Below are 16456 nucleotides of genomic sequence, written 5' to 3'. Positions count from 1 at the left end.
CTACTTTCAGTGCCGCTTTTTTTGCACTTACTCGTCTTCTTCGTCGCGCAGCGGAACAATCAGCATGTCCACGTGAACGGTGTTAATCAGCTGGCGTGCTGAAGACATCAGCTTGCTCCAGAAGTCCTGATGGTGACCGCATACCACCAGATCCATATCGTATTTCTTAATCGCATCAACCAGCACCTGACCCAGGTCGCCGCTGCCGCTCAGGGTTTCGGTGATCGGATAGCCCGCGTTGGTGGAGAGCTCGCTCAGCGCGTGATGCGTTTCTTCAGAGATGCGTTTCTGCATATCGCCCAGATTGACGTCGATCAGACCGGTGTAGAGGTCGGAGTAATTCACATCAACGTGAATCAGGGAGACTTTCGCGTTGTAGGGACGTGCCATAGATACCGCTTTATCAACCAGCACTTTGCTCTCCGGGGAGAGATCTACCGCGATAAGAATGTGTTTGTAAGCCATAGTGTTACTCCTTCCTTAAGTTATCGATGACTAAATGGGAAAGCCGTCGTCTGATGCTTTCATTACGGCCCAGTTAAACATATTTTTCAAGCTTTGGTGTTGATAACGATTAACCTTGTGGCAAAAAAATTAACGGATCTCCTACACTATTTAATGAGCCGTTCGGATATTAAAACGCGAACCGGATCGACTTTTAGTCATTCTTTCACTGAACTGTCTGTCAGGGCATTGGGGTGCGGTAGCTCAGGAGCCTTGCTTCGTGGGCGGACGCCGGGGAGGATGTATGATTAGCACCGTCGCATTGTTTTGGGCGTTATGCGTAGTTTGCATAGTGAATATGGCGCGCTACTTCTCATCGTTACGTGCGCTGTTAGTGGTACTTCGTGGTTGCGATCCGTTGCTGTATCAGTATGTGGACGGTGGAGGGTTCTTCACCTCGCATGGACAGCCCAGCAAGCAGATGCGTCTGGTGGGGTATATCTACTACCAGCGCTACCGCGATCATCACGATGAAGAGTTTATCCGTCGCTGCGAGCGTCTGCGTCGTCAGTTCATTTTAACCAGCGCCCTGTGTGGGCTGGTCGTGGTCAGTATGATTGCGTTGATGATTTGGCACTGAGCATAAAAAAAGCGGGTCAGTTTCCTGACCCGCTTTTTGTCGCCTTCAGCCAATTAAATCAGCTTCAGCGAAATCCAGTACAACCCGCCTGACAGCAGGATAGAAGCCGGAAGCGTAAACACCCAGGCCATCAGAATGTTGGTCACGGTTTTGCGCTGCAGACCGCCGCCGTCAACAATCATGGTACCTGCCACGGACGAGGAGAGTACGTGGGTGGTGGATACCGGCATACCGGTGTAGCTCGCCAGACCGATAGACACTGCCGCCGTCATCTGCGCGGACATACCCTGCGCATAGGTCATGCCTTTCTTACCGATCTTCTCGCCGATGGTGGTCGCCACACGACGCCAGCCAATCATCGTACCGATACCCAGCGCCAGCGCGACGGCCATGATGATCCAGATTGGCGCGTACTCAATGGTATTGAGCATATCGCTTTTCAGTTTCTTCAGCAGACGCTTGTCGTCACCATTCACCTCTGGCAGCTTCGCGACTTTATCGGTCACGTCGGAGATACAGAGCATGATACGACGCAGCTGACCACGCTGTTCAACGGCCAGTTTATCGTAGCTTTCGATGTTGCCCAGCATACCTTTGGCACGTTCCAGCGCGTTAATCGCGTTAGCCGGATGGCAGTGGAATTCGCCAGGCGCGGTAGTGGCACCGGCTTCCGGAGAAGGGATCAGCTGGTCAACGCCGGTCGCTTTTTTCAGCAGCTCAGGGTGCTGCTGGAAATAGGTTTCAACGTTGTTGACCGCATCACGGGTACGGGTGATTTCGTAACCCGAGGCGTTCATATTCACCACGAAGCCCGCCGGTGCGACACCGATCAGAACCAGCATCACCAGACCAATGCCTTTCTGCCCGTCGTTGGCACCATGAGAGAAGGCCACGCCGATAGCAGAAATGATCAGGGCGATACGCGTCCAGAACGGCGGCTTTTTCTTGCCGTCTTTCTTCTCACGCTCTGCTGGCGTCAGGTGGATACGCGCGCGTTTCTTCGTGTTGCTCCAGTAGCGACGCAGGATGAAAATCAATCCACCCGCAACCACCAGACCCACGATAGGGGAGACGATGAGAGAAGCGAAAATGCCCAGTACTTTAGGCAGATTCAGCGCATCAACAACCGATGTCCCGGTCATCAGGGCGTTGGTTAACCCGATACCGATAATCGCGCCGATGAGGGTGTGAGAGCTGGATGCAGGCAGGCCAAAATACCAGGTACCGAGGTTCCAGATAATGGCAGCAAGCAGCATTGAGAACACCATGGCGAGGCCATGACCGGAACTCACGTTAAGCAGCAGATCCGTTGGCAGCATATGCACGATCGCATACGCAACGCTCAGTCCGCCCAGGAGGACACCAAAAAAGTTAAATACCGCCGCCATAACAACCGCAAGCTGCGATCGCATTGCGCGAGTGTAGATAACCGTTGCTACTGCGTTTGCAGTGTCGTGGAAGCCGTTGATCGCTTCGTAAAACAGTACAAAAACCAGAGCAAGCAATAGTAAAAGCCCGGTATGTAAATCCAGGCCGGCAAACAAATGTAGCATAGGACGTTACGCCATTTTGAGGACATGAACGCGGCGCATTATCCAGGACAAATGCGCAACGGGCAAAGTGAAATATAGACTTTTTTTGACATACCACCTGATTTGGGAAAAGTGCCTGAAAGGATAATCGTTAAATTTCAATGGAATGGCTTTGTAATATCTTTTTACGCTGGTGTGACCACAGAGGAAACTTTACAATCCGCGGCAGTTAACGAAGAGGGTTTTGACGTGGAAAGGTTTGATGCCGTGGTTATTGGCGCCGGTGCGGCGGGTATGTTTTGTGCGGCGATGGCCGGACAGGCGGGTCGTCGCGTGCTGTTGCTGGACAACGGAAAAAAGCCAGGCCGCAAGATCCTGATGTCAGGCGGCGGGCGCTGCAACTTCACCAATCTTTATGTCGAACCCGCGGCCTATTTGAGCCAGAACCGCCATTTTTGCAAATCTGCGCTGGCGCGTTACACCCAGTGGGACTTTATCGACCTGGTGGGTAAGCATGGCATCGCGTGGCATGAAAAGACGCTCGGGCAACTGTTCTGCGACGACTCCGCGCAACAGATTGTCGATATGCTGGTGGCCGAGTGCGAAAAGGGCGGGGTAGTGATGCGCCTGCGCACTGAAGTGCTGGAGGTGGCCCGCGACGAGCAGGGGTACACGCTGCAGTTGAATGGTGACACCGTCAGCGCCGATAACCTGGTGATCGCCAGCGGCGGTCTGTCGATGCCCGGGCTGGGCGCGTCACCGTTCGGCTACAAGATTGCCGAGCAGTTTGGCCTGAAGGTGCTGCCAACCCGCGCCGGGCTGGTGCCGTTCACGCTGCATAAGCCGCTGCTGGAACAGCTTCAGACGCTGTCCGGCGTCTCTGTTCCCTCCGTCATTACCGCCGAAGACGGGACGGTATTCCGCGAAAACCTGCTCTTTACCCACCGCGGTCTCTCCGGCCCGGCGGTCCTGCAAATCTCCAGCTACTGGCAGCCGGGGGAATTTGTCTCGGTGAATCTGCTGCCGGACAGCGATCTGGACGCGTTCCTCAACGAACAGCGCACCGCACACCCGAATCAGAGCCTGAAAAATACCCTGGCGATGCAGCTGCCGAAGCGTCTGGTGGAGTGTTTGCAGGGGCTGGGGCAGATCCCCGACGTGTCGCTCAAGCAGCTTAACAGCCGCGAGCAGGAGACGTTGGTGAATACGCTAACGAACTGGCGCGTACAGCCAAACGGTACCGAGGGGTATCGCACGGCGGAAGTGACGCTGGGCGGTGTCGACACGAATGAGCTCTCCTCTCGCACGATGGAAGCGCGCAACGTGCCGGGGCTCTACTTTATTGGCGAAGTAATGGACGTAACCGGCTGGCTCGGCGGGTACAATTTCCAGTGGGCGTGGTCGAGCGCCTGGGCGTGCGCGCAGGCGCTGCAAAATGCGCAATAAATTGCCGGGGAGTCTCCTCCCCGGCGGTGTTGCCCATTCAGATGATGTAAGCATTAATCCGGTATCGCGTAATCCGCAATGCGGAAGGTGACCTTACCCGTCCAGGTGTTATCACGGTAAGAACCAATGGCGAGACTGTCCTGAGTGAAGCCATTGAAGCTCCCGGCCGCAATGGACGCGCCGAATTTTTCATACTGATTTTTACCCCAGTAGACTTTCGCAACGCCTTCTCTCACCAGCGTATTAATATTGATCATGCCTTCTTCATCGTCAGCGTAGTCATCCAGGCTTTTACCGCCGTTGATGACATACACGGCACCCACCTGCGTGCCGCTGCCGTTCACCGCATTCGGATCGCCGATCACCAGGTCTTTTTTACCGTCGCCGTTCAAGTCCACATTACCGAGAATGCTGTTCCCGAACCCTGCCAGCTTGCTGCCAGGCCTGTCGGCGTAAATAGCATAGCCATCGTGTACGCTAAATGTTTTGTTGTAGTTCAGCCGGGTGTGCGCCGCATCGAGGAACAGAGACGATGGCAGCTTACTGCCGTCGGCCTTACCTTTAATAATCCAGACCAGCCCGGAACGTTTTTTATCAATACCCATGTCGGCAGGGGCGCTAATCGCAAAAGCGTTAGCGTGAGCATTCAGGAAATTACCTAGTGGCGTAATGGTGCCGTTATTGGGCTTATCCTGCGTATACGCGCTATGATCGTTACTTCCTTCACCTCCGCCGGACTGACCACCCAGGAAAGCCGCCCCCATACCGTGAATGCGGGTTGCCTGCGTCGAGTTTAGCGAGGCGATGTCGAGATTCCCCTGGTTGAAGCTGCTGCCGTAGACGAGATAGGCCGTGCCGCGTCCATCAGTGCCGCTGTTCTCTGATTTACGGCCTTCATTGACCGATTCCGGGTCGACGATCAGGTAATCACTGAAGCCGTCGCCGTTAATATCCCCGACATCGCTGATCTGCTGCCCAAGGTTGTAGTTAAGGGGTTTATCCGGACCGTTGGTGGCGGTCATCTGCGGACGAATATAGGCACCGGTCGCGGCAGGGATCTCCCAGTCGCCCAGGTTGTTGCGCTTAATATCAATGTTTTGCCACTGATCGCCTGGCTTTTGAGCGCCGTAGATAATGATGGCGCCGCCGCGTCCGCCCGTGCCTTCGATATCGCCGATAGCAAGATCGACCATCTTGTTAGCCACGGCAGAATTTTTATATTTAATTGGGCCTACCGCGGCGCCAAACCAGCCGCCGGTATTCGCATTGCCTGAAGAATTCACCGTACGGATGCGAATACCCAGGCGAGCGTCGCCGTTGTCGATATCATTGAGGTCAATCTGATTAGAAAGACGCGCGCCGGTACGGTGATGCGGTCCGCCCCAGATAATATAGACCTGATCATGCCAGTGGGAGGCGATGACTAAATCATCATATCCATCGCCGTTAATATCACCTATTTTACGTACCGCGACGCCCATCCATTTTGTCGTCACTGAGCCAGGCTTATTCGCTTTATTGCTGTGGATAATTTTAAGCGCGTTTTGCGGATCGAATTCACCTACGTTATTGACTTGCTGCATGGGTTTCCCACCGGAAGTCCCGAAAATGACGTACGCGATCCCTTTTGCGCCATCCCCCCAGGGGGCCGTAATGACAATATCTTCACCCGCGATATGCGAACCATTGTCCTTATCGGAAAACTTACCGATCGTGGTCATCGTCATACCGAAATAGTCTTTTTCTTTTTCACCCTTAATAGATACAGGGACAGAATAAGGCTCGATATCGCTGGCGATAACCTGTGATGCCGTGATACCAGTACCTGATAAAGCTGCAACGCAAAGCGCTACACGCGTTTTCGTTTTGAGTTTCATAGTATATATCCTTATACAAATCCATTTTTCATACCCGGCAACTCATTTGTATAGCGCTATGTGTTGCCGGGAAATAAGAGGTTTCTACGCTGTATTAAGTTTTTTCTTTATTTAAACTCGAAATCCAGCGTGGATGTGGCTTCAAATTTTCCCGGTTGTGGAGACTTTTCTCCTTGTTGGACAGGTGTTGCTATAATAGTGACATTCCCCTCCTGCGTTGGTACGGCCGAACTGTTGCCATCAATTTTATTCCCGTTGTGTTCAAGTTTTATCCCTAAATCATTGCGCTCACCTTCATCATTATGGGTCTTGATAAAACCAGAGCCATTAAAATCGGACGCGCGGAACTTAATACTCACCTTGCTTTCATCTTCAGGATTTTTGCAAGTCACACGAATATCCACGCTTTTTTGCTTACCGGTGGCCTCGGGCTTAAATTCATTCGCGGTAATACTGCCAAACGGGACCTTGATGGTTTGCCCGTCATTAATCATGCATTGTGGTGGAATATCAATTGACAGTTGGAAATTAAGTGTGACAAAAGGTCTGGAGGTGTCATAACTCCCCGTCTGTTTTTTGGCAAAAATGGTCACTAATTCCTGCATAGGAATATCAATGCGGCCTGAAGGAAGCGGTTTAGTTAATTCCAGAGAGACAGTCCCGCTGGAGCCGGTTGCGAACAGAGTATGGTCGTTTTTATCATCACAGTTATTTGTCGCAGGACGTCCATTATCAACACCGGCGGTATTACTCAAATCAACCGGGATATACCGCAATTCATCCTCGCCACCAAGAACGACATTTATACCGATATTAATACCCTTTTCCGCATCCAGAGGATAATAGATAAAGTCTGCGTTACGTTTGCCGCCTCCTGTGCCCAGTTTCGTACTGGTAAATCGAAATAAGATACTTTCTGGCACGCTGGAGTCCTGACAGAGGCAGATACCATTAAAATTACCTTTATTATTCCATGTGGATTGGGTTGTGCCGGGTACGTCGTCAGCAGTAAGGTTTTCGATAATATCAAACTTGTGCGCCTGGCCAGATACGGTTGATGTCGGCCAGCAGCTTCCTACAACATCAGCATAAGCTGGCGCGCCCATCAATCCCCCTGCTGCCAGGCACGCGAGTAACGTTAATTTTTTCATTTTTAATTCCTTTATTTATTAACGGATGATTTGCAGGTCTGCGTTAACTGCACAATTCCGCTAATCGTGGGTTCCTTGCCAGAAAGCTGATAGTGAACCTGGCAACGCTGATCGGGTTTCTTACCCCAGCTCACGTCTAACGTCCCTTTTTCTGCCATCCCGGTGAGGAATACGCTGCCTTCATCACCCACAATGCTGGTGGTTGTATTCTGAGAAACAATGGCACCGAACGGAACGGGTTTGCCCTGCGCATCTTTCAGCGTCATCATCAGGCGTTTACCCACCGCCGTGGTGAAACGTGCCCGAACGATAGCCCCCCGGGTGGGAACGACTTTATGGCTGTTACTTTCCAGCTCGACATCGTCAGGTAATGTATCGGGACGAAGCTGGATATTGCTCTCCTGATAAGGTGTCAGGTAAGGCACCACCGCATAGCCCCAGGGGTCGGTGCGCACGCCAGTGTGGTTACGGACGCTGACACCTGCGGCATCCGGCGCTTCAACCAGAGCGACCGTTTCACCCAGCGACTGCGCCAGCGTGACGCCATGAGGATGAACCAGCACGCCCCCGCGCAGGCTGTAATTCAGCCGCTGCGCGTCCCGGCTATAGCCATACCCGGCGCCAACCTGCGCATAGCGTCCGTTATAGCTAAGCGAGGCATCGCTGCTGTTTGCCTGGCTCCCTGGGTTAATATTCTGCTGTACGCTCCAGTTCAGGTTATTGTCCTCAAGGGCGCTGCCGCTCAGGGAAACACTGTGGCCTGGCGAGCGTTTTTCCGCCGCAGAGAAGGTGTAACCGGCACGTGTGGAGCGGAGCCATTTGTCCAGAGGGACGCTCACGCTCAGGCTGAACAGATTGTCCTGGTTATAGAGACGCTGGTTATCCTCTTTTGTCACGTTCAGATAGTGGTTGTAATTCAGGCTATAGCTGATCCCGTTCCAGCTGTTGCCATAGCCCAGCGTGGCGGAGGTCGTGCGTTTTTGGCTCGTGTGGTAGTCCTCGCTGACCAGCATGGCGGAGAGATAGCCGAGGTTTTCTCCCAGGTTTTGGTTTAGCGTCAGTTCTGTACGGCTACGGCGTCGATCCAGGCGCGAGGGTTGCGAGTGATAGCTGCTCAGGGTTTCACCGAGCGTGTAGAAATCGGACGTCGAGTAGCGATAGCCCGCAATCGCAACGTTAGTGCCGGTAGACAGCAGATTTTTGTTATAGCGCAGGCGTAGCGACTGTCCCCGGTTTTTCTCTGCCTGTTTAGTGGTGGCCCAGGCCTGGGTAATATCAAATGACAGTGCGCCAAAATCGCCCATGTTTTTACCCATGCCAAAAAGCAGGGACTGATATTGACTGGCGGCCTGCATGCCTCCGTATATCGAGGTTTCCCACGGCAGACCGTAAATCAGGCTCCCTTGTGAAAACAGGGCACTCTCAGCATCGCTGCTGCTGGAACGATAGCTGCCGCTAATGACTTCATATTTGTATTGCCCTTCCCGCTGCATAACCGCTAACGACGCGTAAGGCACTAAAGAGACTTGTTCGCTGCCATCCGCCTCTTTCACCACAACTTTCAGCTCGCCGCTGCTGCCGAGGTAAAGATCGTTGATGACAAATTCACCGGGCGGGACATAGCTTTGATAAATGCTGTAGCCGTTCTGAAAAATAGTGATCTGGGCATTAGTACGAGCAATACCGCGGATCACCGGCGCATAGCCTCGCAGGCTGCCCGGAAGCATCTGTTCATCCGAGTAAAGCTGAACGCCGCGAAACGGGGTGCTATCAAAGACTTCTGCGGTAGAACTGTTATCTCCGACAATCAGCTGGCTATTCAGGGTGCTGATATCACGCTGCAGATAGGTATAAACCGATTCCCAGCGCCCAGCTTGTCCCTGGCTGTTACTCCAGGTCGAGAAATTGCGTAAACGCCAGGGTCCAACGTTCAGTCCCGGACGCAGGCTGAGGTACTGGCTATCGGTTCCCGTCCCGTTGTGCGAGGTCCACGTGGCGCCGCTGTAGTTGTAGCTGAGCATCAGGCCTGGAATACCCTGTTCCCGACGCGCAGGATCGATGTAGCCGTGAGCGTGGCTGTCCAGGGCCGCCTGGGGAATGCTGAGCCTTAACGCCTGCTCGCTGAAGTCAAATTCGCTGCTTGCGAGAGGGATCGCCGACAGATTCGCGCAGCCCTGGGTATCGTCCCGGAGCAACGGGAATGCCGCCGTTTTAACACCAAACGACTGGAGCGTCTCCTCGCTGAGGCACGGTGCGAGGATATTTTTATGCTGCGCGTTCTCTTCGAGTCGAAACGTGATATCGCGCGTGTCGAACATTTTATTGTTAATAAACAGGTCAACACGATAAACGCCGGGTGTCTGGCTCTCTTTGTTCTCAAAGAGAGAAAGATCGACGGCGGTACGCGGCGCGCCACCCGTTTCCAGAAAGGCCGGGTCGAAGTAATCACTGGCGTATAATGCGCTGGGTAATATCCAGGCAAAGCAAAGCGCTGGACGAATGCCCCAAAATATAGTCATGAAAAAATACCCCTGTGAGGTTATTGTTTTAAAATCGTTATTCTATTTTTTGTGTGATTAACTGGCTGTTGCCGCCGTAATCATTGATATATTTCCATTGTACGGTGGCATTGTTTTTCAAAAGCGTGTTCCTGAGCGTGAATGTTGTGCTGCTTTTAGGCGCGAGCATGTCAATCTCTGACCATGCTTTGTTATTGATCTTCACCTCCGCAAAGGAAATGTAATAAGACGAGTTGTTGCGTACAATGAGTTCGTTATTTTTAACAGACCATTGCACATTCTTACTAATATCCGTGGGTTCATCCATTAAATTTGACGGACGATAAAATAATTTGATCCGGGTATTTACCGCTATCTGCAGTTTATTAATATCCTCTCTGGAAGAGGAGGGGATCGATTTTACGTTGATCCAGAAAAGCGACTCGCGATCCTGCGGTAAAGGCGCGCCGTCATAAATAATACGTAGCGCGTTGGACTTACCTGCATCCATGCGAAAAAGCGGTGGCGTCACAATAAACGGGGCTTTGGTGCCCTGTGAATCTTTGCCCTGTACCCAGCTCTGTACCAGGAACGGGCTGGCAGTATTATTTCTGACTGTAATATTGCTCTCTTTCTTGTCCGCATGATATACCACCCGCGTATTAGATAAGGTCACACTGGCGTGTGACATACAAGAGCCAAAGAGCAGAGCCAGCAGCGTCAGATAGCGTTTCCTTAACATAAAACGTCCTTGCGTTCCGGGCTGTTATTCATTGCCCGGAACTGATTTGAATGATTTATTTATAGATAATGGTGTAATCCGCAACCGCATCTGCCTTACCGGCGGTCACAGCATCCAGGGATGCTTTATAACGGGCTGAATACAGCAGGGTGGCTGCCCCCGAGGTGCCATCACCGGTAATAGGAACAAATTTATTCGGGTTGTCGCCCAGTTTTAACGATGTTCCATCTTCATTCAGGAATTCAATACCCAAACCCGTTGCGGCGTCGCCACCGGTTTTAAGCGCGAGCAGATTATTATCATTAGCATCATAGGCACCGCCAAATCGTGCTCCGGCTGATTTAAGGACGGCGGTATCGCAGTTAGACAGTTCTATCTGGATACGGTGAATACCCGCAACGTCACCTTTTTCTTTAAATGCTGAAGACGAGATGGTACCCATATCGATCGTTGGGTTCCCCCCCTGGCCGTTAATATCGACATCACAGGTGCTCGCGGTAATCATACCCGTGAATTCAATGGTCCCTGCGCCTTTACCTGGCGCTGCATGGCTGGAAGGACTGGCAATTGCAGCCAATAAAAATCCCATGGTAATAACGGATTTATTCATTTTTTAAAATATTCCTCAGTGTGTAAAAGGTAGAACAGTATTATTTCGGGTTAGTCACTCGAAAGCGTTGTTGTGGTCACGGGATGTGGATATTCCGCTAATATGAAACATTAAGGTGGATATTCATCATCGCTTACCAGTCCATGTGAAAAACTTCCATCACAAGAAGTCTGAATATTTTTCTGGGTCAGGTTAACAAGCGTTTAAAAAAAATAAAGTGAGAACGTTATGATTTGTCTTTGGTTGTTTTAAAATCAATGAGTTAGGTTGTTTTTATCAGGGTTTTATCAGCAATTCAGTGTGAGAATTTTACGGCTTATTTACTACTTGCCGTATGTCAGGTTCAGCTCAGATAATAAAACTTTCATAATAATGAAAGAATAATCTCCGGAAGAACACGTTGCCTTCCCGGAAGACGTAAGAGAAATCCTGGCACTTTTAACATCACATTTACATTGCCGGGCTGGCGTCAAGAAGTGTTATTATTATTCTCTTGCCCGGTGATACGGGCGTTTTCTTTTTTTTGTTGCAAACGTTGCCTCTGCCAGCGCGCAGATGAAGGTTAAGGATAGATTCATGGCTTCTGCTCATCTCGGTTTTCCGACTGAAACCGTTGTTGTCTTTGTGGTGATGGCCGTTGGGGCGATGTTTATCGACCTCTTCATGCACCGTCACGATAAACCTGTTTCGCTGAAAAGTGCGGCCATGTGGTCCGTTTTCTGGTTCTCGATGGCGATGGCCTTCGCCGGTTTTCTGTACATCCACCACGGCGCCGAGATGGCGAGCCTGTTCCTCACCGGTTACGCGCTGGAAGAGGTGCTCTCCATCGATAACCTGTTCGTGATGATGGCGATCTTTGCCTGGTTCGGCGTGCCGGATAAGTACCGTCACCGTGTGCTCTACTGGGGCGTGCTGGGGGCGATTGTCTTCCGCGGTATTTTCGTGGCGATCGGCACCAGCCTGCTGAGCCTGGGGCCGTACGTGGAGGTTATTTTTGCGCTGGTCGTCGGCTGGACGGCGGTGATGATGCTCAAGCGCAATGAAGAGAGTGACGAAGTGGAAGATTACTCGGGTCACCTTGCCTATCGCCTGGTGAAACGCTTCTATCCCGTCTGGCCCAAAATCAGCAGCAACGCGTTTATCCTGACGCAGAAAGAGGTGGATGCGGAGCTTGAAAAGCCGGAAAACCAGGACGTAACGGTTGGCCGCGTGAAGAAGGCGAAGCGCTATGCAACGCCGCTGCTGCTCTGCGTGGCGGTGGTGGAACTCTCTGACGTGATGTTCGCGTTTGACTCCGTACCGGCGATTATTGCGGTAAGCCGCGAGCCGCTGATTATCTACAGCGCCATGATGTTCGCCATTCTCGGCCTGCGTACCCTCTACTTTGTGCTGGAAGCACTCAAGCAGTATCTAGTGCACCTGGAGAAAGCGGTGGTGCTGCTGCTGTTCTTCGTGGCGTTCAAGCTGGGTCTGAATGCGACCGATCACTTCTGGCACCACGGTTACAGCATTGGCGCGACGGCCAGCCTGTTTGTGGTGTTAGGTGTGCTGGCGCTGGGGATTATTGCGAGCGTGATGTTCCCGGGGAAACGTGAGGCCTGATGCACCGCTTTTCTCCCTCTCCCTGTGGGAGAGGGCTGGGGTGAGGGCAACAGACCGCACCTAACCCTTAATCGGTGAATTCCGGCGCTTGCGTGGGTGATGGAAGTGCCGCCAGTGTGGATCCTGCGCCGCGGCCAGCAGTTCGTGGTCGCCGCGGGTGTCGCCCCAGGCTCGCAGATGATAGTCGTTCAGATCGCCATACACCTTCTCCAGCCTCGCCACTTTCTGGGCGCAGCGGCAGTTATTGCCCGTAATGCGTCCCGTCAGCTTGCCGTCCTTCACTTCCAGCTGCGTGCCAATCAGCTTAATGCCGAGCCTGTCCGCCCACGGCTGGAGCACCAGCGCCGGCGACGCAGAGCAGATCGTCACTTCCGCGCCGGAATTTACCTCAGCCGCCACCGCCAGAACCCCTTCGGGGCGCATCAGCTTGTTCCAGTATTTTTCGCAAAAGCCTTCCGCCTGCTGGCGTAGCCAGTGTTCGTCCACGCCCGTCAGGAACGTTTTAATCAGCACTTCCTTCAGCTCATCACGCGTCAGCTTGCGGCGCACGCAGTGGAGCGTGGGCAGCGCCATGCGCACCAGACGACCCGCAAAGTAGCGTTTCCCAAAGGCAAAACGCAGGAAAGGGATAAAGCTGTCGTGGTGCGTGAGCGTCCCGTCAAAGTCAAAGACAGAGAGCACGCTGGATTTCGCCACCGTCTCGTCGGCAATCATATTGGTCATAAATACGTCTTAGCTGAATTACACATTCTGTCGATCAGTTTACCTGCTTTATCTGAACAGTCCTTACATCACCACCCTTTTTTTTCTCAATCTTGCGATCTGAAAGTGAGTCCAATTTTGGCCTCAATAATGATTGGTGAAAAAGTGAGCAGTCTATATTATCGCCACATCGAAAGATATTTCGGGGGAACGTTGGCCCCCACAGGTAAGGATAAATTCACTCTTAGCTCCTGTTTAGATATGACATTCAGATCGCTTATTTCAATCCTCACGTTAAGTTTTGCTTCGTTTTCCGCACTGAGTTTTCAGTTGCCCGCATCGATGATCTCCGCCGATAGCACATTTGCGGAATCGCCGGTGAAGTCGGCCCTGCTTCACCAGGAGACAGGCCCACTCCGCTCCCGGATACTGGATCAATACCAGAAATGGAAAGGGACTCACTATCAGTGGGGCGGCACCACGCACCGCGGAGTGGATTGCTCCGCGCTTATGCAGCATCTGTTCAGCGATGCGGCGCATCTTTATCTGCCGCGCACGACGAGCGAGCAGATCCATCGCGGTGTACAGGTAGCGCAATACCGTCTGAAGGCGGGAGATTTGGTCTTCTTCCAGACGGGCCCGAACCGCAGGCACGTTGGCGTGTATATCGGTAACAGCCAGTTTATTCATGCCTCCAGCAGCCAGGGCGTAACGGTATCAACCCTGACTGATGACTACTGGCAGGATCGTTACATTACCGCCCGTCGTGTCGCGGGCAGCGCTGCCTGACGACATTAAATAATGTCATCCACCACGCCACCATCGACGCGCAATGCCGCGCCCGAGGTGGCGGAGGCCTGCGTCGAACAGACATAAATCACCATATTAGCCACCTCTTCAACGGTGGCGGCGCGCTGGATAACCGAGCTGGGGCGGTTGGTCATGACAAATTCTTTCGCCAGCTGCTCCAGCGATTTACCGGTTTTCTCGATCTCATCTTTCATCATTTCAGCGAAACCGTCGGACATCGTCGGGCCCGGCAGCACGCTGTTCACCGTCACGCCGCTTCCCGCCACGAACTTCGCCAGCCCGCGCGCCAGCGAAAGCTGTGCCGTTTTGGTCACCCCGTAGTGGATCATGTCTGCCGGGATATTGCAGGCTGACTCGGAGGAGATAAACACCACGCGGCCCCAGCCTTTTTTCACCATGCCCGGCAGCAGGGCGCGGGAGAGGCGCACGCCGGACATCACGTTGGTCTGCCAGTAGCGCTCCCAGGTTTCATCGTCGGTGCCATAGAAATCCTGCGGGCCGTAAATCCCGGCGTTGTTCACCAGAATATCGACGTCGCTTGCGACCTTCAGCAGCGATTCAACCCCTTCCGCGGTGCTGAGATCGGCAATGGCGGCACGCACCTGCACGCCAGGCACAACCTGCTGTAGCTGCTGAATACCTTTGTTCACCGAGTCGGTGCTGCGGCCATTAACGATCACTTCCGCGCCGCTTTCTGCCAGGCCTCTGGCAATGGCAAACCCGATCCCGCCGGTTGAGGCGGTGACCAAGGCCACTTTCCCCGCAAAGTCGATTTTCATCATCAGCTCCTTATCGTTTTAACGTTCGGACCTTAAAGCGTAGCAGGTGATGATGAGGGCTCCTGGCTAAAAAGGCGCAGCAGGGTTTCAACCTGCTCATCCAGCGGGGCGAGGGTGCGCTTCACGATCAGATGCAGCGGCGTGGCCCGACGAACGCCGTGGCTCAGCGGGAGGAGTTTCAGTACGCCTTGTTCCAGCTGGGGCTGAATGCGTTCCTCTGGCAGCCAGCCGTAGCCGACCTGCGAGACGACCGCCTCTATGGCAGCGTCGATGGTCGAGAACGTCCACGACTCGCCGGCAGCCCGCGCGGCGTTCTGGCTGTCCGCAATCTGGATTAGCGGCCACGGGCGCAGCATCTCATCATTCAGCGGCGCGTCGAGGCTAAAGAGGGGATGCCGGTGATGCGCCACGGCGACAAAGTCAATGTTCATCAGCCATTCGCCGAGCCCGGTAATGTCCTGGCGGCGGGTTAAAACCATCACATCGGCCTCGTTGTTCATGGCATCGGCGCGGGTATTTTCCAGCACCTCCGTGAGGCGGACCTGAGTTTGCGGATACTGCTGCTGGAACTGACGCAGAATGGCGAACAGGCGGCGGCGTGGGAAAATCGAGTCCACCACCAGGTCCAGCCGCGTGCGCATCCCGTTACGAAGGGTCGCCGCGCGCGTCTCGACATACGAAAACGCTTTCAGCAGCGGTTTCACCTGGCCGAGAAGCAGTTCACCGGCCGGGGTCAACACCGCCCTGCGCCCCTCCGGCGCCAGCAGCGCCACGCCCAGCCGCTCCTGCAGCAGCGACAGGTTATAGCTCACCGAGGACTGACTGCGGTGGGTTTCTTCCGCAGCTTTGGCAAAGCTGCCCGCATCCACCACTTTTTCCAGTAAAGCCCACTGTTCCAGCGTCGTCTTGTGCATAATTTATCTAAAATTTGGATGAATTTGATTAAAACATAGCGTTATTCATTCATTTTTTGAAGGCTTAAGATCGTCTCATCAAAACGAAGGAGACATCTTATGAACACATTAGACAAACACGACTTAAGCGGCTTCGTTGGCAAACATCTGGTTTATACCTATGACAACGGCTGGAATTACGAAATTTACGTCAAAAACGAGACTACTCTCGACTACCGTATTCACAGCGGTCTGGTGGCGAACCGTTGGGTTAAAGATCAGCAGGCTTACATCGTGCGGGTAGGGGAGAGCATCTATAAAATCTCCTGGACCGAGCCAACCGGTACGGACGTTAGCCTGATTGTGAACCTGGGCGACAAACTGTTCCACGGCACCATCTTCTTCCCGCGTTGGGTCATGAACAACCCGGAAAAAACCGTCTGCTTCCAGAACGACCATATTCCGCTGATGAACAGCTATCGCGATGCGGGGCCGGCATATCCAACAGAAGTGATTGACGAATTTGCCACCATCACCTTTGTACGCGACTGCGGTGCGAACAACGAAAGCGTGATTGCCTGCGCGGCCAGCGAGTTACCGAAAAACTTTCCCGATAACTTAAAATAAGCGCGACAATTAACTAAAAAGAAAAGTTCCCGGTTATTTCTGCTTTTAAAGAAATAACCGGGATTTTTTTTGTTTGTTGATGTTTGGTTTAAAATAACATTTT

At 52.9% G+C, this 16456-nt stretch carries 15 protein-coding genes; 5 read left to right on the top strand and 10 right to left on the bottom strand.

Features of this window, described 5'->3' with window-relative positions; genetic code table 11:
* Nucleotides 1–27 precede the first annotated feature (27 nt).
* Entirely contained in the window at nucleotides 28–465 is a 438-nt protein-coding gene (uspA, locus tag ACMGGH_RS04025; RefSeq protein WP_003861223.1) for a universal stress protein UspA, read from the bottom strand.
* A gap of 283 nt (nucleotides 466–748) precedes the next feature.
* Between uspA and uspB the strand changes: the two genes are divergently transcribed.
* Entirely contained in the window at nucleotides 749–1084 is a 336-nt protein-coding gene (gene uspB / locus ACMGGH_RS04020) for a universal stress protein UspB (protein ID WP_003861224.1), read from the top strand.
* Nucleotides 1085–1137: 53 nt separating this feature from the next.
* Here the strand turns inward: uspB and pitA are convergent, their stop codons facing one another.
* On the bottom strand, nucleotides 1138–2637 hold the full coding sequence (gene pitA / locus ACMGGH_RS04015; protein ID WP_028014734.1) for an inorganic phosphate transporter PitA: 1500 nt from the start codon (nucleotides 2635–2637) through the stop codon (nucleotides 1138–1140).
* 228 nt (nucleotides 2638–2865) lie between these two features.
* Between pitA and ACMGGH_RS04010 the strand changes: the two genes are divergently transcribed.
* On the top strand, nucleotides 2866–4062 hold the full coding sequence (locus ACMGGH_RS04010) for an NAD(P)/FAD-dependent oxidoreductase (RefSeq protein WP_232949127.1): 1197 nt from the start codon (nucleotides 2866–2868) through the stop codon (nucleotides 4060–4062).
* Between the two features lie 53 nt (nucleotides 4063–4115).
* Here ACMGGH_RS04010 and ACMGGH_RS04005 read toward each other — a convergent pair whose 3' ends face one another.
* The 5 genes from ACMGGH_RS04005 to ACMGGH_RS03985 all read right to left on the bottom strand — a co-directional run bounded on the left by ACMGGH_RS04005 (nucleotide 4116) and on the right by ACMGGH_RS03985 (nucleotide 10940).
* Complete coding sequence (locus ACMGGH_RS04005; RefSeq protein WP_232949128.1) at nucleotides 4116–5939, bottom strand: integrin alpha; 1824 nt, start codon at nucleotides 5937–5939, stop codon at nucleotides 4116–4118.
* A 107-nt stretch (nucleotides 5940–6046) separates the two neighbouring features.
* Entirely contained in the window at nucleotides 6047–7090 is a 1044-nt protein-coding gene (locus tag ACMGGH_RS04000; RefSeq protein WP_193052498.1) for a fimbrial protein, read from the bottom strand.
* An 11-nt stretch (nucleotides 7091–7101) separates the two neighbouring features.
* Nucleotides 7102–9609 carry a fimbria/pilus outer membrane usher protein gene (locus ACMGGH_RS03995; RefSeq protein ID WP_232949129.1) on the bottom strand — a complete coding sequence of 836 codons (2508 nt, stop codon included), beginning with the start codon at nucleotides 9607–9609 and terminating at the stop codon, nucleotides 7102–7104.
* Between the two features lie 37 nt (nucleotides 9610–9646).
* Nucleotides 9647–10330: a molecular chaperone gene (locus ACMGGH_RS03990; RefSeq protein ID WP_232949130.1), complete on the bottom strand. Its 684-nt coding sequence runs from the start codon at nucleotides 10328–10330 to the stop codon at nucleotides 9647–9649.
* Between the two features lie 55 nt (nucleotides 10331–10385).
* Complete coding sequence (locus ACMGGH_RS03985; protein ID WP_227442725.1) at nucleotides 10386–10940, bottom strand: fimbrial protein; 555 nt, start codon at nucleotides 10938–10940, stop codon at nucleotides 10386–10388.
* Nucleotides 10941–11516: 576 nt separating this feature from the next.
* Here ACMGGH_RS03985 and ACMGGH_RS03980 point away from each other — a divergent pair.
* The gene (locus tag ACMGGH_RS03980; RefSeq protein ID WP_028014727.1) at nucleotides 11517–12542 is read left to right on the top strand and encodes a TerC/Alx family metal homeostasis membrane protein; all 1026 of its coding nucleotides are present in this window, start codon (nucleotides 11517–11519) and stop codon (nucleotides 12540–12542) included.
* 60 nt (nucleotides 12543–12602) lie between these two features.
* Here ACMGGH_RS03980 and ACMGGH_RS03975 read toward each other — a convergent pair whose 3' ends face one another.
* Nucleotides 12603–13265, bottom strand: coding sequence for an HAD family hydrolase (locus ACMGGH_RS03975; RefSeq protein ID WP_232949131.1), 663 nt, complete (start codon nucleotides 13263–13265; stop codon nucleotides 12603–12605).
* Nucleotides 13266–13505: 240 nt separating this feature from the next.
* On the opposite strand from ACMGGH_RS03975, the gene ACMGGH_RS03970 reads away from it, so the two are divergent.
* A complete protein-coding gene (locus ACMGGH_RS03970; protein ID WP_028014725.1) occupies nucleotides 13506–14033 on the top strand; it encodes an NlpC/P60 family protein in 528 nt (175 codons plus the stop codon).
* 5 nt (nucleotides 14034–14038) lie between these two features.
* Here the strand turns inward: ACMGGH_RS03970 and ACMGGH_RS03965 are convergent, their stop codons facing one another.
* Together ACMGGH_RS03965 and ACMGGH_RS03960 are read right to left on the bottom strand one after the other, a co-directional pair.
* Nucleotides 14039–14833: an SDR family NAD(P)-dependent oxidoreductase gene (locus ACMGGH_RS03965; protein ID WP_028014724.1), complete on the bottom strand. Its 795-nt coding sequence runs from the start codon at nucleotides 14831–14833 to the stop codon at nucleotides 14039–14041.
* 32 nt (nucleotides 14834–14865) lie between these two features.
* The gene (locus ACMGGH_RS03960) at nucleotides 14866–15747 is read right to left on the bottom strand and encodes a LysR family transcriptional regulator (protein WP_045259394.1); all 882 of its coding nucleotides are present in this window, start codon (nucleotides 15745–15747) and stop codon (nucleotides 14866–14868) included.
* Nucleotides 15748–15846: 99 nt separating this feature from the next.
* Between ACMGGH_RS03960 and ACMGGH_RS03955 the strand changes: the two genes are divergently transcribed.
* Complete coding sequence (locus ACMGGH_RS03955; RefSeq protein ID WP_232949132.1) at nucleotides 15847–16353, top strand: phenolic acid decarboxylase; 507 nt, start codon at nucleotides 15847–15849, stop codon at nucleotides 16351–16353.
* Nucleotides 16354–16456 lie beyond the last annotated feature (103 nt).

The sequence above is a fragment of the Enterobacter sp. BNK-16 genome (assembly GCF_048684955.1).
In the GTDB taxonomy this organism is placed as follows: Bacteria; Pseudomonadota; Gammaproteobacteria; order Enterobacterales; family Enterobacteriaceae; genus Enterobacter; species Enterobacter bugandensis.
The sequence above is the reverse complement of the archived record's forward strand: the minus strand, read 5'-3'. Positions and strand labels throughout refer to the sequence as shown.